The organism is Bacillus sp. SRL337, from assembly GCF_984799155.1.
Window position 1 is genome coordinate 4,117,086 of record NZ_OZ481793.1, and the last position, 22,729, is coordinate 4,139,814.

At 39.0% G+C, this 22,729-nt stretch carries 17 protein-coding genes; 2 read left to right on the forward strand and 15 right to left on the reverse strand.

All coding sequences use genetic code 11. The features are described 5' to 3' along the window. Positions 1–373: 373 nt before the first annotated feature. Complete coding sequence (locus AC4E8A_RS20720; RefSeq protein WP_490195669.1) at positions 374–1,516, forward strand: acyltransferase; 1,143 nt, start codon at positions 374–376, stop codon at positions 1,514–1,516. Positions 1,517–1,790: 274 nt separating this feature from the next. After that, entirely contained in the window at positions 1,791–2,921 is a 1,131-nt protein-coding gene (locus AC4E8A_RS20725) for an S-layer homology domain-containing protein (RefSeq protein ID WP_490195670.1), read from the forward strand. Between the two features lie 71 nt (positions 2,922–2,992). Here AC4E8A_RS20725 and AC4E8A_RS20730 read toward each other — a convergent pair whose 3' ends face one another. From AC4E8A_RS20730 to AC4E8A_RS20800, 15 genes are all read right to left on the reverse strand, one after another. Beyond that, the gene (locus AC4E8A_RS20730) at positions 2,993–3,220 is read right to left on the reverse strand and encodes a hypothetical protein (RefSeq protein WP_490195671.1); all 228 of its coding nucleotides are present in this window, start codon (positions 3,218–3,220) and stop codon (positions 2,993–2,995) included. A gap of 141 nt (positions 3,221–3,361) precedes the next feature. Then, entirely contained in the window at positions 3,362–3,739 is a 378-nt protein-coding gene (locus tag AC4E8A_RS20735) for a hypothetical protein (protein WP_490195672.1), read from the reverse strand. 581 nt (positions 3,740–4,320) lie between these two features. Then, positions 4,321–5,769 (reverse strand): IS1182 family transposase, encoded by a 1,449-nt coding sequence (locus AC4E8A_RS20740; RefSeq protein ID WP_490195673.1) that lies wholly within the window; start codon positions 5,767–5,769, stop codon positions 4,321–4,323. A 1,141-nt stretch (positions 5,770–6,910) separates the two neighbouring features. Then, positions 6,911–11,224 (reverse strand): S8 family serine peptidase, encoded by a 4,314-nt coding sequence (locus AC4E8A_RS20745; protein ID WP_490195674.1) that lies wholly within the window; start codon positions 11,222–11,224, stop codon positions 6,911–6,913. Positions 11,225–11,640: 416 nt separating this feature from the next. Further along, complete coding sequence (locus tag AC4E8A_RS20750; protein ID WP_490195675.1) at positions 11,641–13,089, reverse strand: IS1182 family transposase; 1,449 nt, start codon at positions 13,087–13,089, stop codon at positions 11,641–11,643. Between the two features lie 573 nt (positions 13,090–13,662). Continuing rightward, positions 13,663–14,355, reverse strand: a complete 693-nt coding sequence (locus AC4E8A_RS20755) for a hypothetical protein (protein WP_490195676.1) — start codon at positions 14,353–14,355, stop codon at positions 13,663–13,665. An 844-nt stretch (positions 14,356–15,199) separates the two neighbouring features. Further along, on the reverse strand, positions 15,200–17,023 hold the full coding sequence (locus AC4E8A_RS20760) for an S-layer homology domain-containing protein (protein ID WP_490195677.1): 1,824 nt from the start codon (positions 17,021–17,023) through the stop codon (positions 15,200–15,202). A gap of 812 nt (positions 17,024–17,835) precedes the next feature. After that, positions 17,836–18,228 carry a hypothetical protein gene (locus AC4E8A_RS20765; RefSeq protein WP_490195678.1) on the reverse strand — a complete coding sequence of 131 codons (393 nt, stop codon included), beginning with the start codon at positions 18,226–18,228 and terminating at the stop codon, positions 17,836–17,838. A 12-nt stretch (positions 18,229–18,240) separates the two neighbouring features. Beyond that, complete coding sequence (locus AC4E8A_RS20770) at positions 18,241–18,540, reverse strand: tyrosine-type recombinase/integrase (protein WP_490198954.1); 300 nt, start codon at positions 18,538–18,540, stop codon at positions 18,241–18,243. After that, complete coding sequence (locus tag AC4E8A_RS20775) at positions 18,537–18,965, reverse strand: tyrosine-type recombinase/integrase (RefSeq protein ID WP_490195679.1); 429 nt, start codon at positions 18,963–18,965, stop codon at positions 18,537–18,539. Before AC4E8A_RS20775 ends, AC4E8A_RS20770 begins: the two co-directional genes overlap by 4 nt. Before the next feature lie 205 nt (positions 18,966–19,170). Beyond that, positions 19,171–19,371: a hypothetical protein gene (locus AC4E8A_RS20780; protein WP_490195680.1), complete on the reverse strand. Its 201-nt coding sequence runs from the start codon at positions 19,369–19,371 to the stop codon at positions 19,171–19,173. Continuing rightward, entirely contained in the window at positions 19,368–19,685 is a 318-nt protein-coding gene (locus AC4E8A_RS20785) for a hypothetical protein (protein WP_490195681.1), read from the reverse strand. Before AC4E8A_RS20785 ends, AC4E8A_RS20780 begins: the two co-directional genes overlap by 4 nt. A 15-nt stretch (positions 19,686–19,700) precedes the next feature. Further along, positions 19,701–20,177 (reverse strand): RadC family protein, encoded by a 477-nt coding sequence (radC, locus tag AC4E8A_RS20790; protein ID WP_490195682.1) that lies wholly within the window; start codon positions 20,175–20,177, stop codon positions 19,701–19,703. Positions 20,178–20,411: 234 nt separating this feature from the next. After that, entirely contained in the window at positions 20,412–21,107 is a 696-nt protein-coding gene (locus AC4E8A_RS20795; protein ID WP_490195683.1) for a hypothetical protein, read from the reverse strand. After that, positions 21,089–22,729: a hypothetical protein gene (locus AC4E8A_RS20800; RefSeq protein WP_490195684.1), complete on the reverse strand. Its 1,641-nt coding sequence runs from the start codon at positions 22,727–22,729 to the stop codon at positions 21,089–21,091. Before AC4E8A_RS20800 ends, AC4E8A_RS20795 begins: the two co-directional genes overlap by 19 nt.

The window sequence follows — 22,729 nt, forward strand, 5'->3', positions numbered from 1 at the left end:
TGTAGAGCAAGCTGTTTAACAGCTTGCTCTATTTTTCACCCTCTTGGTTGAATCCAATTTGATCATCTAGCAGCATACCTCTGAAAGTATACATAATGCAGATTACCATTTCTTTGACACTAGCTAACCTCTACTATTTTCCACCGTTCTTATCCTCTTTATCCAATTCCTTTTTGTAGTCTTTGGATAACAAATCCCTTTAGCAATAACCTTCAAGCCGGCATCAAATTTAATTGACAGTTTAATAAAGATAGACTATAATATTTAACTTATTTTATAAATTGGGTTCTTTTATTAGAGCAAACCTATACAGCGGGAATAACTTCCAATTTAATTGAGTCCAAAAAACCCTAGGAAAAAGGAGGATCACCTCATGAAAAGAATAGAATCAATTTATTTCTTGCGGTTATTTGCCATGATGATGGTCGTACTAGTTCACGTAACCGGCACCTTTTCTTCCACGCTGCCGATGGATGGCGATGCTTTTGCCAAGTATCACTTCCTAAATCGCTTTATTAGAATAGAAGCCGGTATTTTCATCATGCTTACCGGATTGGTATTCTTCTATAACTACTCTAAGAAAAAACTATCAATTCCTTTATTCCTTGATTACTATAAAAAAAGAGTCTGGTATATTGTAGTTCCCTATCTTTTTTGGGCCGTTTTTTACGAGCTTTATGCTCATTTTACAATTAACAGAGGGCTGGAATGGGCGGTGGTAATCAGTAGAATCCTTCATGGCGAGTCTTATTATCAGCTTCATTTCATCTTTCTTATTGTACAGTTCTACCTTGTATTTCCCTTATTCATTATATTGGCTAAAAAATCTCTATTTTTCAGAAAGTACATGTGGCTGATCGGCATTCTGGCTCAAGTACTCTATTATTATCTAAATACTACCTACAATCTCTTTTCTTTTAAAACGTTCTTCAGCATGCTTGGCCCTTATTTATTGGGGGGCTGGATCGGCATGTATTATCAAGAGCAGAAACAGAGGGTTTACAATTTTAAGTCGACAATCCTCTACGGTGTTGTTTTCTTCATCTTCGGCACCGCAATATCACTGCTTTATTATTATCTTTACACCATTAACGCCTTCCGTCTGGATGGCCTCTATTATGTAATGATAGAAGTGGTTTATCTGACCGCGGGAAGCTATTTTCTATTTAGAATAGCCGAGATTCTTGAGGATAAAGTATCCGACAGGGTGATGATTATCGTTCGGAATATCGCCTTTTATTCATTCGGTTTTTACCTGCTGCATCCCATAGTCTTAAGAGAGGCAGGCAAGTTCATCCCTATTCACAGCAATTATCTTTTCCATGTGGAAGTTCTTTTAAGATATGTCGTCACTTTAACAGCCTGCTACCTCATTATTTGGATGGTACACCGATTCTTCATTTATCCTGGAATCATTTTCGGCAAGCTGCCTAAAAAGGCCGTTTCGTTATCACCTGCCAATTTTTTCATGAGAAAACGTGTCTCCTATGAGAAAAAAGAGAAAAAAAGTGTATAATGATTTATCCACCCGCTTCAGCAGCGGGTGGTTTTTTGTCTTTCTAAGTAGTCGTTACATTTTTATTTCATTTGCATCCTGTTATCTCTTGACCATGCTCCCCTGATTAATCAGCACCCTCCCTTCTTCAATGTAACTGTATTTCATCCCCTATCTTCATTAAATCTGCCCTCTTAATGCTACCTTTAAAATCCGCAATAAGAATTTAATAATCGTAAAATTTCTGTCATCTTTTTTCGTGTCAATGGGTATGATATTAAAGGGAGGGTAATAAATGAAAAAATTATTATTACTTTTTGGATTGAGTTTTGTTCTTATGTTTTCTTGCTGTTTTTCTGTAAGTGCTTCTGGGGGATTCAATGATGTTCAATTATACAAAAAAGAGATTAATTATTTAGCAGACTCAGGGGTTGTTAAAGGATACGGAGATACTTTCAAGCCGGAAAACCCTGTGAGGAGAATCCAGGCAGTCCAAATGATTTTAAGAGAAAAAGGGATCACAGATTTTTCAGATGCGGCTGATCCAGGATTTACGGATGTATCAAGAGGTGACTATGGATATGGCGAAATTGCCAAAGCGCTAGAAATGGGTTGGATAGAAGGTAAAACGGCGGAAGATGGCAGCAGATACTTCGACCTCTGGGGTTCTTTGACAAGAGGGCAAATGGCCAAAATCCTTGTAAAGGCTTATGACTTGTCAGGAATGAATTCAAATGATTTTAAAGATATGCCAGCTTCCCATTGGGCGCATGATTATGTCAGTACTCTGATTCACCATAGAATAACCAAGGGCTTTCAGGATAATACCTTTCATCCTCAAGAAATTTTATCCCGCCAGCATTTTTCAGTATTTTTGGCAAGGCAGATAGACAATGACTTTCGACAACCGGAAGTTCCCATTACATTACAACATGGAAAAGTCTATTTTCAAGGAGTGACTTTATGGTCTTCCAAGCAGGAAGTCATTAAACACTTAGGTAAGCCCTTTACAATAGAACCAAATGAAATGGGAGCAGGAGAGCTGTATCTCTATTATCCTTCTTCTTTTTATGATGATACACTCGTCATTTCTCTTACAATTTCAGGAAGTGTGGATTTCATAAACTATAGAACCTTCACGAGTTTCCCTCTAAGTATTGATAATGAATTTGTTACTCATTTTAAAGGTGATATATACGGAGAAATAAACGAACAGAACCCGCCAAATGATAATTGGTGGCTCCATTATTATTTCCCTCACGGCACTTCTCACGTCTTCATGACTGACTCCCATCCTCAAGAAGATAGCAGTTACTATAATCGATTTAAGTTGGGGCCGCAATATGAGGGTGTTCCTATCGAAACGGATGAATATTTTGAACGGTTATCAAAAGACGAAGCCATTGAAGACTATTCTAAATATTGATGGTTGCTGTCTTCCTGGTTATAGTTAACGCAGCTGTTGATACTTTGCTTGGAGTAAGTCTATAAGAGAATTTAAACTAGCTTAGAATGACAAATAAAACTTTGAAAATTTTGGCACCTATTTTTTGTCGACAAAATACGACAAAAAATGATATGATTTAATTTCGGTAAGGCTGTGGTTGGTTCACCAACCCTGCCTAAAGACATCAGCCCTGGAAAAGCTGGTGTCTTTTTTGTCTTTTCTTTAGAAATGTTCCCCGCCAGCATGACATCTAATTCATCAGTATGATCAAGACTCATGCTTAGTTTCTAAACACCTTTTAAACCAGGGCATGTTATCGCAATCTTCCCCACATTCGCTTTCACTTCACATGTGGAAACCTCTAAAGGTTACAATCTCATAAAAAAAAACCCTTTCCAACTTGGAAAAGGATTTTAATATTATTTATTAACTTTTAAACTGGTAAGAACATTTTGTCCCGCTTCATTTTCATAAAATTCTACAGTTACGCTGCTCCCATCTGAAACTGAATCAAAATCTATATCCGTTTCAAGAGTTCGAAGCACATAAGTCTCATCATCAGTCTTAAATTCAATAGATTGTAGATCTACCTGGCCGACAAAAATACCTTCCAGTGTTACTGTTTCTTCTTCACTCTGGGCTTCTTCCGAATTCGTCTCATCATTTGTTTCTTCGCTTACAACATCCTGATTATTATTTTCATTGTTGCTCTCACTTGCATTGTTAGTATTACTTGTTCCACAGGCAGTGACCAGCAGGGCCAACAAGACGACAATCATACATTTTAGTAAATTCATGGAGACCACCTTTTTTATTAATATACCTACATACCTTTTATCGGAAAAATAAAAAAAGACTTTAGTGTCAATAAGTAAAAACTGGACTTTCTATTCATTCTACGATCCCTCCCCTTTGTCCAGTTCCTCACGCCATAAATAAACTAAGTTGTTTTCACACCAGCATACTCGATACCAATTGTCCTTCTCATTGTAATAGGGGTACTTTATATCATGAAAAGAATTCCAATTTAAGAGAACTTTGAAATCTAGAGATAATTCCCTATAGATTTCCCTTGTTCCCTCCATTAAATAAGGCCTTTTTAATTGATAGCAGATTATACATTTTGCGCCTTAATACTCAAGAATATTCTGATAATAATTGATAATATTAGAGCACGGTAATGTTTGGGTTGGTCTACCAACCTTGACCATAGGACATTGGCTTTGGAAAAGCTGGTGTCTTTTTAAGAGGGCACTGAAAATCTGCCGATTTCTAAACTATAACTAAAATTAATAAAGAAAAAGCCACCCCTTCTTCCTATAAAAGGAAGAAGGGGTGGCTTTTTCTTGGATATAAACATATATGCTGCCCTTTATTATCACATTAGTTTTAGGATCCTTTTAATATTTACCGCAAATATAGCCATGGCACCTTGTAATTCCATGCCAATTAGACCCGAGGATTCTGCTACATCATACCCGTGTCTGTGTTTTAGTTCACTATTTTTCGCTTCAATTTTATATCGTTCTTTTGCCTTTTCCTTAAAATACTCGCTTTCCTGGAATTTTGCTTGGGAGGAGTGCTGATCGGACTTTATAGTAACGGAATACGTCTTACTTTTGGCTCCTTCCTTGTAGCACCCTTCTCTCAGTGGGCATCTCTTACATTTATCCACGTCATAATAATAGGTGTCTGCCTGGTTTTTGCCTACTCCTTTTTTACCTTGCCTAGCTTTCCTTATAGCCATATGTCCTGCCTTGCAGACATACATACCCGCATCCTTATTGAATTCGAATTCGTCCTCTTTTTTTCGAGCACCCTGAGTGATTAGAGGGTTCAATTTTGAAACCAGTTTGATTTCATTTCCTTCACAATATTCAATATTATCTTTCTCGGAATAGGCCGCATCCCCAATAACCGTCTCCACTTCTATGCCCGCGTTTTTACTTTTCTCTATGAGTGTCTGCAGTTCTTTCCCGTCACTCTTTTCTCCAGTGGTAATGGTTGCGGCTGTAATAATACGTTCTTCACTCATCGCAAGATGAGTTTTATAGCCAAAAAAGGAGGAATCTGCTGTTTTGTGTCCCACTTTGGCATCCTGATCATTCATGCACTGGAGCTGCTCAATATCATCGGCAACCGTTTCTTTCAGGAGATTAAGCTGTTCCTTCACTTTGGGATATTCTAAAAGGATTTCTTCCTTTTCTATCACCTTAATGAGCTTTTGTGAGTAGGTTATCTCATCTTCCAGAACATCATTGGTTGGCTTCACAGGGAACTTGTCCTTCATACTTTCGTTAATCTTATAAATCGATTTTCTAAGATTCTTGGAGCGCTCCATAAGAATTTCCTTTGGCTTCATTTGATTATAGCGGGCTTTGGTATGGGTGGCATCAACAATAATGGACTTACTTTTTATAATTTCTTTCTCTATGGCAATCTCAACCGTCTTGTTGACAAGCATGTCTAATAAGTTCATGTCCTTTAACCTAAGTTTACGAAACTTAGTCAGAGAACTTGAATCAATGACGGGCTCTTCTGGAGCCATATTCAAAAAATACTTGAAAGACATATCATATTTAGACCGCTCAACAATATCGACATCTGATACATCGTGAATGGTTTTCAAAAACAAATATTTGAACATGCGAATAGGATCAATCGCATTTCGCCCATTATCATGACAATATTTATTCTTTAATTCATCAAAAATAAAGGAGAAATCGATTAAATCGTTTATTTTCCTTAACATATTGTCCTGAGGAACGACGATATCATAAAGGTCCATATACTTACTGAACATCATTGTTTGTTGTTGTTGAATCACTGGAAACCACCCACTTAATATTGTTAGTTCTATTATAAAGTAAGGATTTATTAGCGGGTAGTGTTCTTTTTTCTCAATGTTGATTGGAGTGGAAGGTGCACGACCTCCTGCGGGACTAGCGGGACAGGTGAGACCCCGCAGGCGAAGCCGAGGAGGCTCAACGCCCGCCCCGCGGAGTCGTGCACCTGGAACGGAAATCAACATTTTTTCGTAAAATCTGAAGTAAAAAAGGCAGAATCGCTCTTTGAGGTGAGCGATTCTGCCTTTTAGAACTTTATTGGACTTTTTCAGTGCCCTCCTTTTTAATTGGCTCTTTTTTTAAACTATTTACTATTTAGATACGAATTCAAACATCAATGCCTTAATTCCCTTGAAAATCCTTGGTAAGAGAGCAAGATAGGAGCTACTCTCCCTGTCGAGTCTAGTAACCTGTTTTCCCTTTTGGGGTAATCATCAATATACTTTTTCCCTGGTCAACATGAATGAAATAAACCTTTAATGGTTCCTTGGAGGCCCTAAACGGTCATCAAGCAAACGCGCCATGAGTGCAGAAAAATGCTTCCTCAATACCTTTTTTTCAGCTTAATTTTCCCATCGTCATAGCCGGTTGTATTTTTATTGGCTACCAATCTATCTACTTACTCATACGCCCAATGTTTGCGTGTTACATCTATAGATGGTTTAGAATATACCCCTTCAAGATTATAGACTTTCAATAATACCTTAGCCATCTGCCTTCTTTTAAAAGAACTAAACTTATCAAATACTTTGTGCCGTCTCTCGCTGTTTTTCCATCCACAATCACTAATTAAATTACTTTAGCCACTTCTGTATAGCCAAATTCCCCAGGCTTAAAAATCAGTAAATCCGGAATCTGGAATAATTGAAAGGTCCGTTACGTCGATTCCGGCATTAGAATGATGTTATGGACTCTTCCATTCCCATTCCCCTTCTATTATCATTCTGATGCCTTCTTCCTCACTCGCATCAAACAGCCTAAGTCTTTGCCAGGGTATTAATCATCATGTGTTTAATCTTTGAGACACAAGACTTCACCCTATCTTGGCAAAAATCATTTATACCCGGTGAACAAAAAGACACCAGCCTTTGTAAGGCTGATGTCTTTTCACTATCCGGCCGATTACTTAAAGCGATCGTCCTGGATTCTTGCTAAGAACATTGCAAATTGAGCACGTGTAATTTTATCTTGCGGCTTGAATGTATTATCTTGGTATCCTGTTGTAAGGCCATTGGCTGCCAATGTGTTGATATAACCTGCAGCCCAGTATCCTGAAGAAACATCTCTGAATGAAGCTCTCGTTGTTCCTTTCAGCTCGTAAGCCTCAACTAGAATTTTGGACATTTGAGCACGAGTCAGAGTACCCCAAGGATCGAACTTTTTAAGGTCATTCCCTGTCATGATTCCTTCATCGGCAATTGCTGCGATGACCTCATATCCATAATCTCCCGGCTTAACATCTTTTAAATTAGGATTCGGGCGGTTCGCCGTATCCAGGTTCAAGGCACGTGCGATCATCTGTGCTGCCTGAATTCTTGAAATTGATTCTGTTACACCAAACTTTCCATTATCGTAACCGTTGATAACTCCCTGGACATTCAATGTTTCGATTGCATCCTTAGCCCAGAATTTGCTATCAACATCTTTAAAAGATTTAGGCGTTTTGTTTGTCTTATAGATTGTAATGTTTTTGATTGTCGTGTTTCCAGCTAAGTCAACGAGCTTCAATTCAAAGTGGTTTTCACCGTCTTCCAGCTGAACTTTTTCACTTAATGATTTGCGGTGTGTTTCCATCACATATGGTTCTCTCAATTCATGGTAATACTTTTCACTGCCATCAATGTAGAATCTCATTTCACTGAAGTTATCAGTCAAATCAATATCCAGAGTCGAAGTGTCTTTGTCTGTATAGAATGGTGTATTAACATTGACCTCCGGCTTCGAGGAATCAATGAAAACCTTTCTCAAGAAAGAGATTTCATTTCCTGAAGAGTCTACACCGATAAAGCGGATTTCCTGTACACCATCTGACTTAAATTCAACAGTTGTATTGAAGTCGTAACGGCTTTCTTTAGCATTCCAAGTCAATGTAGTATTCTTACCATTGATCAGAAGCTTTTCAACAGAAGACGAATCGTTCACATATCCTGTTACGGATACTGTTCTTTCATTGTTCGTACCAAGAGCTTCAGGAGTAAGAGCGGTTACAAATGGAATAGTTGAATCTTCTCCGAATGTATCGGATCCTGTATTGCCTGCCCAGTCATAAGCAACCACTTTAACAAACTCAACATCCTTTACATCTTTAAGAACATAACTTACCTGGTTTGCAGCAAGCGGCGTTTCTAACACACTCTTTCCATTCACAATGATGTCGAAGTGTGAAACTCCAACTCCTTCGTCTTGTGCAATCCAAGTGACCTTATGGGTATCTGGATTATAAGCAGCAGAAACAGAAGGGCTCTTCGTGTCTACATAGAACGGAATCAGTTTTGACTGCCAATCAGCATCAGGGTAATCAACCACTGACTCAATTTCATAATAGTATTTTCCATCAGGTAAAATTTTGCCTTTATACTTACCATCCCAAGCAGCCCCGGCAAAGTCTGTGTGGTTTTCACCAGCTCCGCTGTCATAATAGTGCTTTGTCACCTCATTTTGAGTACGAAGCGTTAGAATTACATCCTGATTTCCATCCAATACCTTGAATTTCAAATGCTTGGCATTTCTCAAGAAGGATAGAGAAGGCAGAACCGTATCTTTCACTCCATCTTCATTTGGAGAGATAGCAGCCTTATCGCCGAAAGCTTCTTCAGAAACAGGGTTGGTTCCTAAGAAAGTGTAGTTATCCCCATCAGGAGTAACCAGTCCGGTTTCTCCATAAAAAGAATCCTCTTCATAGATTGAATCATCCACTATAGGAGCTTCATCCCATTCACCGTTAAACCCTACATATGGAACCGTCAATTCAGGGTTCACATCATTTATATCCGTGAATGAAACGAATCCTTCTACGAAGTAGCCATGTTCAAAGACATCCTCCAATGGACCTTCCTCAACCCAATCTACTGCATCCGTTAAATCAATGGATACTTCTACTTCAATTGTATCGTTAGCAGGAATAGTCACTTGGTACTGCCCATCCACTTCATTTCCATTAACAGAAGTAATTTCAATCGGAAACTCGCCAATGCCAGTCTCTTGATCGATTGTACCTTCTTTATAAATACCAGCTGTTTCAACAAGATTTTTTCCGTCCATTGCCAAGTCTGTTTGAACAGTACCATTGGCTTCATAAACGGCAGCCTCATCTGTGACATTGGTTAATTCAAGCTTAAAGCTCGCTTCATCATCAATTTCTTTAAGCGCAGCTTTACCGATTCCTGATTCTTCCTCAACAGCTATTACCGGTGTGCTCATAGCAGCATGAAGATCCATTAACCCTGCACCTTGGCGGCGAGGAGAATAGGGAAGTCCTGTCACGTAATAGTCATTATAAAGACCCGTATCAAGCTGAGGCCTGGAAGTATTCATAAGAATATTCTTTGCCATATTGACTCTTTCAGAGCCTGATAATGCGAAGTCCTCATCAACCCTTTGCATGACAAGCGCAGATCCTCCGGCAACGTGAGGAGATGCCATGGAAGTACCGCTCATTAATCCATACTTATCGTTATTTAATGTTGATAGGATGCTTCCGCCTGGTGCAGTGATTTCCGGTTTAAAGTCCAGATTCGGAGTCACACCCCATGAAGTAAATTCAGACATCTGCGTATTGGTAGGGTTCAAAGAAGTGACTTTCTCTCCTTTAAACGCAGCCTCTACCTTCTTACCTTCTCGAAGGGCACCGGCTAATGTATCTCCTGTTTGTTTCAAGATAGCCAACTGAGGTATGGCAATTGCAGGATCTGATGCCATGTTGATGTAGCCGGAGACATTATTATAAATAACTACTCCTGCTGCACCCTGCTCCTGGGCATTCAACGTTTTGGATACAAAGCTGGACTCGCCGCGCTGTATCAAGGCGATTTTCCCTTGTAAATCTATTTCTGCAAAGTCGTTGGCACCCGGGTTATCCGTGGAATCTCCCGGCATTCTACCCAGACCAGCATCAACTAATTCATAATAGTTCTCACCGAGCGAACTTGGTTCTGCTGAACTAGCAGATTGAAATGCTACAACATCTCCAGCCTCGCCATCGATTTGGACATTGAATCCTTCTAGATCCAAATATTTGTTCTCGAAGGAAGCAACTTGCAAGGACTCACTAGAAAGCCCCGGGGAACCGACCAAGCCAATATCAGGATTGCTTGCAAATGGATTAGCATGCCCTGATCCGAACCTGTCAGAGTTTCCAGCTGAAATCGCCATCATAACCCCATTATCAACTGCCCTTGCAATCGCTTTTTGTTCAGGATCATCCGGAAGTACGAAGCTTGCAGTGGAACCGAGGCTCATATTGATAACATCCGCCCCAAGAATGATCGCTTCATCAATGGCTTTCACATAGATGTCACTCCAAGTAGAAGGCATTTCCGGATCGTTTCCGAACACCTTCAAGCCAAGAAGCTGAGCTTCCGGAGCTACACCTTTAATACCGCCCTTGTCTTCATCACCGTTTGCCCCTACCGTACCGGCAACGTGCATACCGTGCATACTAGCATCTGGTCCGATATCAAGAATCTGATTGTTTTGATCAGCGTAGTTATAAGCATATGGGACTTTTTCTGTGTAATACTTACCAGCAAGATTTTTCTGGCTGATAAGTTTATCAACATCCGCCTTCGATAGTTCAGGATCTGTCTCATCACTCAACACCATGTCTCTGTGTGATGGATCGATACCTGTATCAATAACGGCAACCGTCATGCCCTCGCCTTTATAGCCGTAATCCTTCCATGTCTGCTGTGCTTTGACAAGCTCTTTGCTGTACAGCATTTCCGGCTTTTCTTCCGGTCTTTGGTATTCATGAGCAATGTACACATTCTCTACATTATCAAGACTTTCAATGACTTTAACGGATTTATATGTAACTTCACCGCTGAATCCATTCACTACTGTTGTAAAGCTTTCTTTGTAATCCATCGGAATGGAGGAGTTCTTAATATCATCTTTAACATCGGCTTGTGCAGCTAATGCCTCACCTTTCAACTTCTTTTTAGTAGTTTCAGATAATTCATTATAGCTTTCACCTGCACTTTGAGCCGAAAACATCGCGGGTTTATCTTTTAATTCGACAATTACCCTGACTTTATCACCCGGCTTGTACGTTTCTTCCTCTTCTTTAGGAGATGACTTCACCAAGGACTGTTCTGCCTTCTGGCTGCTGTCCTGCTGTATCCTATTTACTTTAGCTGATGCTGCGCCCATGCCAACATTCGCAAAAGCCAATAGGAAAATAACCATTCCCAAGAAGAACTTATTAAACTTCTTCACTAAAAATTACCCCCTTAAAATATTTGTCATCTTATGGATAAAAAGGTAAATAATCCACAAAATTCGCAACTTTATTTTAATTCAAATTTTCAGACAAGTCAATTTTTGACTGCCTTTGTATTTTTTTGTTTGGCCCTTAAAATTCAATTCTCTTATTCTAACAACAGGCGTTACCAGAAGGGATATTTCCTATTCATTGGCGGTGAAATTTTAACAAAGTGAAAACCAATAGACTGCCATGCTTACATAGTTTTCCGCAAACCAAAAAAGCCCCCAATCTGGAGGGAGGGCACTGAAAATCTGCCGATTTCTAAACTATAACTAAAATTAATAAAGAAAAAGCCACCCCTTCTTCCTATAAAAGGAAGAAGGGGTGGCTTTTTCTTGGATATAAACATATATGCTGCCCTTTATTATCACATTAGTTTTAGGATCCTTTTAATATTTACCGCAAATATAGCCATGGCACCTTGTAATTCCATGCCAATTAGACCCGAGGATTCTGCTACATCATACCCGTGTCTGTGTTTTAGTTCACTATTTTTCGCTTCAATTTTATATCGTTCTTTTGCCTTTTCCTTAAAATACTCGCTTTCCTGGAATTTTGCTTGGGAGGAGTGCTGATCGGACTTTATAGTAACGGAATACGTCTTACTTTTGGCTCCTTCCTTGTAGCACCCTTCTCTCAGTGGGCATCTCTTACATTTATCCACGTCATAATAATAGGTGTCTGCCTGGTTTTTGCCTACTCCTTTTTTACCTTGCCTAGCTTTCCTTATAGCCATATGTCCTGCCTTGCAGACATACATACCCGCATCCTTATTGAATTCGAATTCGTCCTCTTTTTTTCGAGCACCCTGAGTGATTAGAGGGTTCAATTTTGAAACCAGTTTGATTTCATTTCCTTCACTATATTCAATATTATCTTTCTCGGAATAGGCCGCATCCCCAATAACCGTCTCAACTTCCATACCCGCGCTTATACTTTTCTCTATGAGAGTCTGGAGTTCTTTTCCGTCACTTTTTTCTCCGGTGGTAATGGTTGCGGCTGTAATAATACGTTCTTCGCTCATCGCAAGATGGGTTTTGTAGCCAAAGAAGGAGGAGTCAGCTGTTTTGTGCCCTACTTTGGCATCCTGATCTTTCAAGGACTGGAGCTGCTCAATATCATCGGCAACCGTTTCTTTCAGGAGATTTAGCTGTTCCTTTACTTTTGGGTATTCTAAAAGGGGCTCTTCCTTTTCTATCACCTCAATGAGCTTTTGTGAGTAGGCGATCTCATCTTCCAGCACATCACTGGTGGGTTTCAAAGGGAATTTGTCTTTCATATTTTCGTTTATCTTATAAATCGATTTCCTAAGATTCTTCGATCGCTCCACAAGAATTTCCTTTGGCTTCATTTGATTATAGCGGGCTTTGGTATGGGTGGCATCCACAATAATGGACTTACTTTTTATGATTTCTTTCTCTATGGCAATCTCAACCGTCTTGTTGACAAGCATGTCTAATAAGTTCATGTCCTTTAACCTAAGTTTACGAAACTTAGTCAGAGAACTTGAATCAATGACGGGCTCTTCTGGAGCCATATTCAAAAAATACTTGAAAGACATATCATATTTAGACCGCTCAACAATATCGACATCTGATACATCGTGAATGGTTTTCAAAAACAAATATTTGAACATGCGAATAGGATCAATCGCATTTCGCCCATTATCATGACAATATTTATTCTTTAATTCATCAAAAATAAAGGAGAAATCGATTAAATCGTTTATTTTCCTTAACATATTGTCCTGAGGAACGACGATATCATAAAGGTCCATATACTTACTGAACATCATTGTTTGTTGTTGTTGAATCACTGGAAACCACCCACTTAATATTGTTAGTTCTATTATAAAGTAAGGATTTATTAGCGGGTAGTGTTCTTTTTTCTCAATGTTGATTGGAGTGGAAGGTGCACGACCTCCTGCGGGACTAGCGGGACAGGTGAGACCCCGCAGGCGAAGCCGAGGAGGCTCAACGCCCGCCCCGCGGAGTCGTGCACCTGGAACGGAAATCAACACTAATTCGTGAAACCTGAAGTGAAAAAGGCAGAATCGCTCTTTGAGGTGAGCGATTCTGCCTTTTAGAACTTTATTGGACTTTTTCAATGCCCTCATCTGGAGGGAGGCAGTTTGCCATTGCAGGTTGCAGAGCAAGGTTGTGAAACATATATCCTTTTGTGTGACTATCACAGCCAGACAACAATCATGTTCTAAATTTCTTTATATTCATTAATAAACCTTTGGCCCCTGGCAATATTGAAACGAGTTATGACTGATATCAAGAGATTTTAGAAGTAGAATAGAACATAAAAACAGCACTGTAACTCCTTTAATAAAAGTTACAGTGCTGCTGTCACCAATTATGATATAATTCACAGGGAATTTTAATTAAAACTGAAACTCCGCCTGCTGTTCTGGAGTTATATCTTCATATGAATCTGGATTAAACGTATTACCGATAATAAACTTTATTGAATTTAATTCCTCAATATTGCTTTCAGTTATAACTCCGATCGTCCCTTTTGTTTTTGTTTTTCCGTAAAAGGTGCCCTCAAATTCATTTGTTTCCCAAATAAAATCATTACCAATAGCATCTAACTGTTCTCCTGTATTAGTAACAATCGTTTGGATTCCATTCCACCCAATATTACTGTCTTCTGTATTTTCGGCAGAGTAGTTTATCTGTATATAATTCAATTTCTCAGGCAGTTCGTTTCCATTTGTATATTGAAGTAAAAAGTCCGCGAAGTCATCTCCTACATTAGTAAGTTGTATGACTTTCATATCTTCTACTGTGAGTATAACCGGTGCTATTTCAACTGTTTGATTAACATCTTTTACTTTCAATAATTCAGCAGTTGTTCCGTCTTCATCGGTTGCCTTGTGTCCGACTTCAGTTAAAATAATATTTCCATTTTCGTCTTTCTTTGGTTTGCTATCCGGCTTATTTGTTACATCTTTCTGTTCTGCCGGTTTAGCCTCTTCCTTTGGTTGAACTGCAGCCTTTTCCTCACTGCAAGCAGTAAAGATGGCCGCTATGCATATAACCATTCCTAGCACAAACAATCTTGATTTCTTCATCTTATTTCCTCCTATGATGTCAATAACAAAGCAGTAATGAACTTGCAACATTAATATTATACTAATGTAACAATTTTGTGTATAAGATTCATTAATTACCAAAAAATAACTCAGGAAAAATATTTGTTATCTATTGGAAAATCCCAATCTACTCTTTTTCGAACTCATCATACTCAAGATGTCCCTAGCTTACAGTATCTTATAAGAGTTCCTTTCGCTTATGTTTAGTCACTGCCAAATTTTTTTGCTAACATCTCAGGCGTCAGTCCTATACAGCCAAGCGTAGCCCATTACTTTCCCTTCTATTAGCCTTAATATTTATAGCATTGTGCCTTGGTAACCCCACTGAATGTTTATCTTGCATTAATAAGTATTTCTAGAAGGGGATATTAGTGAGCAAAATGGAAAATCTCAATATTTCCATTAATACCTATATTTATCGGTCAATTCCGAAATCGATCAAGTGTAAATATCCAAAGATAATAGTAATTCAACTTGGTAACTCTTTTTGACAGTGTCAGGGAAACAATTTTTATTTTTCCAGAATAATCACTTTTGAACTTCTCCAATGAATAGTCCGTATTTATTTGATCCTCCGATTTTAGTCCGGATTAAGCAGTTTGAATATTTTAAAAAAAGTGCAAAATCTCCTTTTTTATATTAAAAAGTTATTTCAAAATAGATATATAGTAAGAATTTTGACAGTAGGTTCCAAATAATTAAAAATAGAGAATATATTGGTTACCTAAGGATCAATGGAATCAAAAATGATCCCTGCACAAGACAGAGATCATTTTTTCCTACTTCAATCTATTATAGTTATTTGCTCCATTAGACTTAAACTTTAGATTCCTCCAGGTATCCCCATATCTTCCGGGTGAACAGGAGGTGTATACCCTGAATCTGCTTCCACCGTAATGTCTCCAGTCACAGGAACCGTAACCTTAAAGTATTTTTTTGTTCCATCTGTGAATTCAGCCTGTAAAATCGATGTATCTTCATAAGTCCTTCTAGTGTTTGTTGTATAAACATCAGATGTGTAGATTGAGCCAGATCCCTGTACAATCAGCCAAGTTATGGTCTTACCATCAAACATAGATGGAAGATTTATTGTAGCACTATCACCTGAGGGATTATTCACAGCTAAAGTTAATTCATCATCATTTTCTACTTCTATAATATATTGAGTTAGTGTCTTACCACTTTCAGATAAAGGAGCAAGAACTGAAGCATCAAGAATAATATCAGTTCCTTCAATATATAGCTGACCAGTCTCATTCATAATGCTATACCACTGAGGAGAGCCATCTCCTGCAGTAATTGCGGCACGCAATCCATCTACGGTTGTATTGTTCTTTATATTCAGTACATAGAGTTCTTCACCCAACTGTGTAAGTGAATTAATCACTGTTTGACCAGGTTTTAGATCAATGGTAGTATCGTCACTGCGCGGCAATACTGTTACCTCAACAATTTCATCCAGATAACCAGAAGCCTTTATGGTCCATACATAATTCCCTGGTGAAGTATATCCTCCATATCCCATTACTACTATGTCAGAACCATTATCCATCCGTAGCTCATTATTCTCTGCAGTATATGAGATTGCTTCACTTCCGTCTTTTTGAAGGGTCACTTCTGTAATGGCATTATTATACTGTTCATTCATCACATGCCTAAAGTGAGGCAGAGATCCTACCTTACTAGTTTGAGTTTCTGAAACAGGAGGCGCTAATACCGGTACTGGAAATAGTTCCGGTGCTGGTGCCGGCTCTGGCGTTGGTTCCGGTATTGGTATCGGCTCTGGCATTGGTTCTGGTGCCGGTATTGGTGTCGGTTCTGGCATTGGTTCTGGTACCGGTGCTGGTGTCGGTTCTGGCATTGGTTCTGGTACCGGTGCTGGTGTCGGTTCTGGCATTGGTTCTGGTACCGGTGCTGGTGTCGGTTCTGGCATTGGTTCTGGTACCGGTGCTGGTGTCGGTTCTGGCATTGGTTCTGGTACCGGTACTGGTTCCAGCTCCGGCGCTGGTTTACTATTCTTATCCTTAACCTTGATAAATGATATAGCTACTTTTGCTACTTGCTCTCTGGTGGCATTTCCTCTTGCGTCAAAACTCCCATCTTTCTTACCATCCATCAAGCCTATTTGCACTGCATATGCTATCTCATTTTTATAAAGAGAATTAATTGTATTTTTATCACTAAAGTTCAGCTTTTCACCATACCCTGATACATCAATTCCTAAGGCTCTCACGAATACAAGAGCCATATGTTCACGGGATAAAGGTGCGTTACTTTTAAATGTACCATCTGAGTAACCTTTAATAATGCCGGCTTTTACCGCAGCTTCCACATAAGGGTACTCCCATGAGGTTTGAGGAACATCTTTAAATGTCGGACTGCTTGACTGGTTAGTAATATCCAAGTGATTAGCAAGAACCAAGACCTTTACGAATTGAGCTCTAGTAAGCATTCCTGCAGGATTATAAGTACCATTTTCATATCCGCTTATGATACCTGCATCTTGAAGCTGAATAATTGCATCTTTGGCAAAGGAATTATTAATGTCTGTGAAACTTGTACTTGCAAAGCTAGGGGTAGATACTACCAGTGGGGCTGCCAGAATGGTTCCAGCTGCGATTAATCCTTTGAGTTTTTTGTTTTTCATGATGTTCCTCCGAATTAAATAATAGTGTTTAGGACTTTTTTGCTAAACACTTCATTTAATTTATCGGTTCTGAAGAAGTATTATTAAAGGGCTTCTCTAAAATATTTTTCTTGAGAGAACCCTTATTATATATACCTCTCATTATTCAAATTTTATATTTCTCTTCATCATATTTTCAGACTTAAAAACTAAGTTCTTCCTTACATTGGTCCTTAATTTTACCAGACTGTTCATTGGGAGCAATTCCTGAATGATGACTAGTTCTTCAATAAAGACTGCTTTTTCTTTAACTCCTTTAGTTCAATTGGTTTCCCATTTAGCATTATATATTTTTGGTCTTCATTCATCTCATCTATGTGTGAATATCTTCCAACTTTTCTTCTGCAAAGTGATCATGCGCCTTCATCTCTTCTTCTCCTTCTTCTAATGCTGACTCATGTTTCTCCCAATCAATTGATGTAGATTGGTATTCTTGTCCAACTCTGCTTTGATCAATATTTCTTGTATTTCTCTCATCCCGTTGTAATTCATGAATTGCTTCCCTTCAGTTACAGTGACCGTAATTACATCTATGTTGATGTAGATGGGTATATAGACCCGTTATTATTTTTGTCCCTCTGTACTAATAGATAAAAAAAGAATGTGACTACCAGTGGAATACAAGATAGCGAATTAATAAAAGATTCCTGCCTGTTCATCTTTTATCCCTGAACAGGCAGAGCCTCTTTATTAGTAGTCAGAAGGGAATTACATAAGCTGACTTTGACCATCATCAATACACCAGATGGTATTGCCCATTGAGGTAGTGTGCTTTAGCTCGATGAGCAAATGCTATAGAGAGGCTCCTCCTGCCGATGAAGGTGAATCTCTTCCATTTTCCGCTCGATTGTTCCTTTGAGAAAGTAGACTAAGCTCTTCTCATGATCCTTCATCAATCCAATTCTAAAGTACCTATTTTCTTCAGTTGTCGCATATTCAACGAATTCAATTTGAAGCTGGTCAGATATAAAACTCGGATCCTCCTTGCTCTCCAAGTAATAGAGGCACGAATAACTTTCCAACCTGAAGGTAGTGACTGATTCGCCATTATTACCTGCTTCAAACCATTCAAGAAACTGCCATTCTATGATTTTGAGATAGGGTAGAGGTAATGTCCCCCTTGCCTTTAGCTCTTCAATATCGGCTAAGGTTTGTATAACTTTCATGATTCATCTCCTTTACAGTTTTTCTACTGCATTCTGCTTATCCTGTCGTGTTGTTTGAATATAGAATTTGGCAATCATATTAATGGTTGAGTGGCCTGTCAGCTTACTTACAATCGTGAGATCGTCTCCCATTCGAAGTAGCCTTGTAGCAAATGTATGACGGAACAGATGAAGGTGGAGTTTAATATCGATTTTTTTCGAAACATTAGCCAACCAATCCCTTATGGCATCCCTGTGCATCTTTTTCGCTCTCTGACTGAGCAGAAGAAATCCTTGATATTCACGAGTTCCGAAACCCGGACACCTGTTTATAGAAGTAGATAGATAATCAGTTTGATTCTCACGCTCACTTTTGTGTGATCCTCCATATAGAAAAGCAGTCGTTCCACTTCCTTCTCTGAAAGTGCTGTGACATGTTCACTGCCTGCTGCAATTTGAACTCGATCCCTCTTTAACTGATTGAAGCTCTTGTCGACCAATCCCTTCTTTTGAAGAAAGTTATTGTAGACTTTTAGATTGTTTACCTTTTTATTAATGGTTGCAACAGTAAACAATTGATCGAGCAGGCGCTGCTTGTATTGAACAAAGGAAAAGCGAGAAAGCAAAACTTCATTGTCTGCCTTCGCGCTAATAAAACTTTGATATTGCTTTACATCATTGCTGTAGGATTCAATGGTTTTAGGAGCTTTGCCCTCTTCGGCCAGCCACCGTTCAAACTCATTTAACAGATCGTCCATCTTTTTTCCTCCTAAACGTAAAAAAGATTCTCCAGTGCTGCAATGGCATTAAAGACTCTTAGTTTGTAAATCCTTTAAAGGTTGACTTTATTTTGTACCCGTAAACTCCAGGCATGTCTTAAGTTATTCGAATCTAGTATCCTGAAGTGCTCTGTGAAGATATTCTGCTGAAACTTCCAGCAAGTTCATTCTGGACCATCTCTCGCTAGAATGGACTTGGGATATAGTTGATCGCCCTGTCGATCTCCTGCTCATCAATTTCTATCTCTGAATCTACCACCTCCTCCAATAGCTGCTCAATCAAGTCCTCTTCAGATATCATCTCCGTCTCATAGTATCCAGTGGCGCTATCGAATTCTCTAAACATCACCTTTCCATTGATTGTGATTTTATGAAATCTAGTCATCTCTCATTCTCCTTTTCAAGTCTTTTCCTCAATACCGGCTCCCCATCCTTCAGAATGACCTGGATGAGCCACTCTCTCGTTTCGGGATGAAGAGCTATCAGTCCGAGCCACTCGGTTCCTTCTTCCTCGTCATCAAACACCATTGTCTCGAACAATAGTGTTTCCGGCATTTCCTCAGTCAATTCTGCAGGAATCAACTCCTCATCCACTTCATCCAGATAGAGTACATTTCCTTCAGAGCTGATTTGTTCAATAACAACCTTTACCTGAAACTCTTTTTCTAACACACCGACAAACCAATTCAGTTCTTCCATTGCTTCATCATCCTTTCAAAGGTATCCCTTTTCTTTCAGAGAAACGAAATTGTCATCTCCAACGATGATATGGTCCAATAGCTCAATGCCTACTATCTTTCCTGCTTCTGCTAGACGTTTGGTAACTTCTATATCTTCTCTTGAAGGTTCGGGATGCCCTGATGGGTGGTTGTGACTAACCATAAAGGAAGCTTCATTTGAAAGAATTCCAGACTTCAGTACTTCTCGTGGGTGGACGATGCTAGCATTAAGGCTCCCGATGCTAGAGCCGTTGATGGAAACTGGTTGATTTTTGGTGTCCAGGCTAATGACAATGAATGCTTCACGATCCAATTCCCCTAGGAAATGCTTCATTAGTTTGTACCCGTCTTCTGGTGACCGAATGGATCTTTCTTTGTAGAGCAGGCTGGATTCCCTAACCAGCTTCAGACTGACTATGTTGATTCTCTTTGCAGGTATAGTTTTGACTGGGCCTTCCTTGAGCAGTTGCAATTGTTCTTAATTTTCCTTTACATACTGTTTCATTTCAATTCCTCCTCAAATAGAAATAGCCCTAACTCCTCGAAAGGAATTAGGGCATACAATATTGTCTTCATAAAAATAATATATGTTTGTCATTCTTTTTGATTCGATCTTTAATAACAAAAGGCCCTGTAAAGATTTCTCTCCACAGGGCCTTTTATCACTTGGACATAGTACTTTGACAATGTACTAAAGTCTTATTTGTTACTCGCCAGCAGGTGCTGCAGGTGCTGTAACTGAGATAGTAGTAGTCATTTCGTCACTTGGAGAGTTCATGTCACCAGCAGTATTACCATGCTCATCAAATACCTTTTGGAAGATATTAAAGTCAGCATCTCCATCAGCCGCCAATGCTTTGATAGCATCTAGTGCTGCTACTCCATCAGTATCAGCAAATGTTAAAACCCACTTTTGAGTTGTAGCATTGTAAGTAGCTGATACTCCAGCTGCAGTTGCTGCGTCAAGGTTAGTAGTAGAACCTTCAGTATCTCCCCAAACATTTGCAGAATCAGCATAAAGATTGAATTCTGGTAATTCAGCATTATGATCTAGCTCAATGTGGTGTAACTTGCTTACATCACTTGCATCAAATTCAACTACAAGAGATTCGGCATCTTGGTCAAGGTTTGTAGGTGCTTTTACAGAAGCTAATGAAGCTTTAGTATCAACAGTAACATTAACTTTTACACCATTTAAGTCAAGATCGTATGATTCTCCATCCTTGCTTACAGTAACTGTATCCACATAGATTGATACTGTTTCTTCGATTGTTGACCCAATTGTTACTGATCCAACAACTGATGAATCATTATCAGCGATTGTTGTAGCCTTTGTAGAAACGAAATCGATATCTGTAATTGATGCACCATCTTCTAAATCAATTACTTCTGTTCCAAACAAATAGTGAAGTCTTCAGCTGCACTAATTGTAAAGTCATTACCAACCATTGTGTAAGTAGGAGCTGTACGAGTATCTTCTACTTCGAAAGTAAAGCTATCAACAGTTAATGATCCTACTTTGACAACTGCAGTATAAGTTTCGCCAACTTGGTAAGGAGTGCTTCCAGTACTATCAGTGTCATCAATAGCAACTGTTGCTGTTCTTCCTGAATAAGTTTTTTCGAAATCTTTACCAGTTACTTTAACAGAGAATGCAACATCATCACCGGCTACTTCACCGTTAGCATCTACAGGAGATACGGAAAGTGCCATTTGATCAGCATTGTAGTTCTCTTTAGTGTCGTCTGAGCTTGTATTCTTATCAATAACAGCTTTTGCACCTTCTACATTATAGCCTGCTACTTCTCCTGATTCTTTAACAGAAACAGTGATTGTTTTTGGTAATTTACCTGAAGTTAGTTCAACAGTTGCTGTACCTGACTTATCAGCAGTTGTAGAAATAGTTAATGTGCCGTTCAGATATGAAGCTGTTACTAGGTCCTTACCTGTTTTCACTGTTGCTTCAACAGATGCACCAGCTACTTCGCCCTCATATTGGTCTTCTACAGATACATCTACTGTAGTAGTTCGAGTTGAGCTAACGTTGCTATAAAGAGTTACAGCATCCTTATCAGTTACAATTGCAGTTGCTTCAGCCTTCGCTACTACATTCACTTGAACTGTTTGACTTAGAACTGTTTCAGAACCTTGTTTCACAGTAAGTTTAACTGGAGCCACACCTGCTTTACGAGGTGTTATTGCACCAGTTGATGCATCAATAACTGCTACTGCAGGATCAAGAGATTCAAACGTTACAGAGTATCCACTTGGAAGCACATCACCGAATTGATCTGTCAATTCAGAGTAAAGTTCCACAGACTCTTCGCCCAATGCAATTGTTGCATCTTGTTTATAGTTATCTGCATCAAAGTTTACAGAAGTTGTACCTAAAGACCAATTTGAAAGTTCTTCAGCCACACGAGTTTCACCTGTTACTTTAAAGCGATCACTCTTAACTTCTTCACCATCTTCAGTTGTAGTAACAACTTCTACAAAGATAGTGGAATTGTTGCTTAGATTCACTTGACCATTAGTAATTGTTCCATTAGTAGCGAAATCTACTTCAGTACCTTCGGTGATATCTAATCCATTTTCATCCAATACCTTGTATTCTAGAGCAGTTGCCTCTCCTGCAGGAACAACTTGGTCTGCAACAACGATATCAGCTGGTTCACCGATAACAAAGTCTAATGTTTGAGTTAATGTTTCTTCTCCAACTTTAACTGCAAACGTATAAGTTTCGCCTGATTTTAGAGCATCATAGAACTCAACTTTAACTTTAGAACCATTAGTTCCAACAGCAGCTGCGCTCATTTCGTCTACAAGTTCAACAGACTTCACATATTGCTTTTCGCCGGCTTCGTTTGTAACAACAACATCACCTTTAGCAATTTCTTCGATTGCAACGTTTAGGTTTAAAGTTACTGCTTTAGTGTTAATCGCACATGCCACATTAGTGCCAAACCTGAAACTTTTAACAATAAACAAAAAAAGGAGAATACGTCCATCTGTATCCTCCATCAT

Excerpts from the sequence above, each read along its gene's own strand:
- AC4E8A_RS20735 (WP_490195672.1), bottom strand. The coding sequence starts at position 3,739 with ATGAATTTACTAAAATGTATGATTGTCGTCTTGTTGGCCCTGCTGGTC.
- AC4E8A_RS20725 (WP_490195670.1), top strand. The coding sequence starts at position 1,791 with ATGAAAAAATTATTATTACTTTTTGGATTGAGTTTTGTTCTTATGTTT.
- AC4E8A_RS20800 (WP_490195684.1), bottom strand. The coding sequence starts at position 22,729 with ATGATGGAGGATACAGATGGACGTATTCTCCTTTTTTTGTTTATTGTT.
- AC4E8A_RS20775 (WP_490195679.1), bottom strand. The coding sequence starts at position 18,965 with ATGGACGATCTGTTAAATGAGTTTGAACGGTGGCTGGCCGAAGAGGGC.
- AC4E8A_RS20730 (WP_490195671.1), bottom strand. The coding sequence starts at position 3,220 with ATGAGTCTTGATCATACTGATGAATTAGATGTCATGCTGGCGGGGAAC.
- AC4E8A_RS20780 (WP_490195680.1), bottom strand. The coding sequence starts at position 19,371 with ATGACTAGATTTCATAAAATCACAATCAATGGAAAGGTGATGTTTAGA.
- AC4E8A_RS20720 (WP_490195669.1), top strand. The coding sequence starts at position 374 with ATGAAAAGAATAGAATCAATTTATTTCTTGCGGTTATTTGCCATGATG.
- AC4E8A_RS20765 (WP_490195678.1), bottom strand. The coding sequence starts at position 18,228 with ATGAAAGTTATACAAACCTTAGCCGATATTGAAGAGCTAAAGGCAAGG.
- AC4E8A_RS20755 (WP_490195676.1), bottom strand. The coding sequence starts at position 14,355 with ATGAAGAAATCAAGATTGTTTGTGCTAGGAATGGTTATATGCATAGCG.
- AC4E8A_RS20785 (WP_490195681.1), bottom strand. The coding sequence starts at position 19,685 with ATGGAAGAACTGAATTGGTTTGTCGGTGTGTTAGAAAAAGAGTTTCAG.
- AC4E8A_RS20760 (WP_490195677.1), bottom strand. The coding sequence starts at position 17,023 with ATGAAAAACAAAAAACTCAAAGGATTAATCGCAGCTGGAACCATTCTG.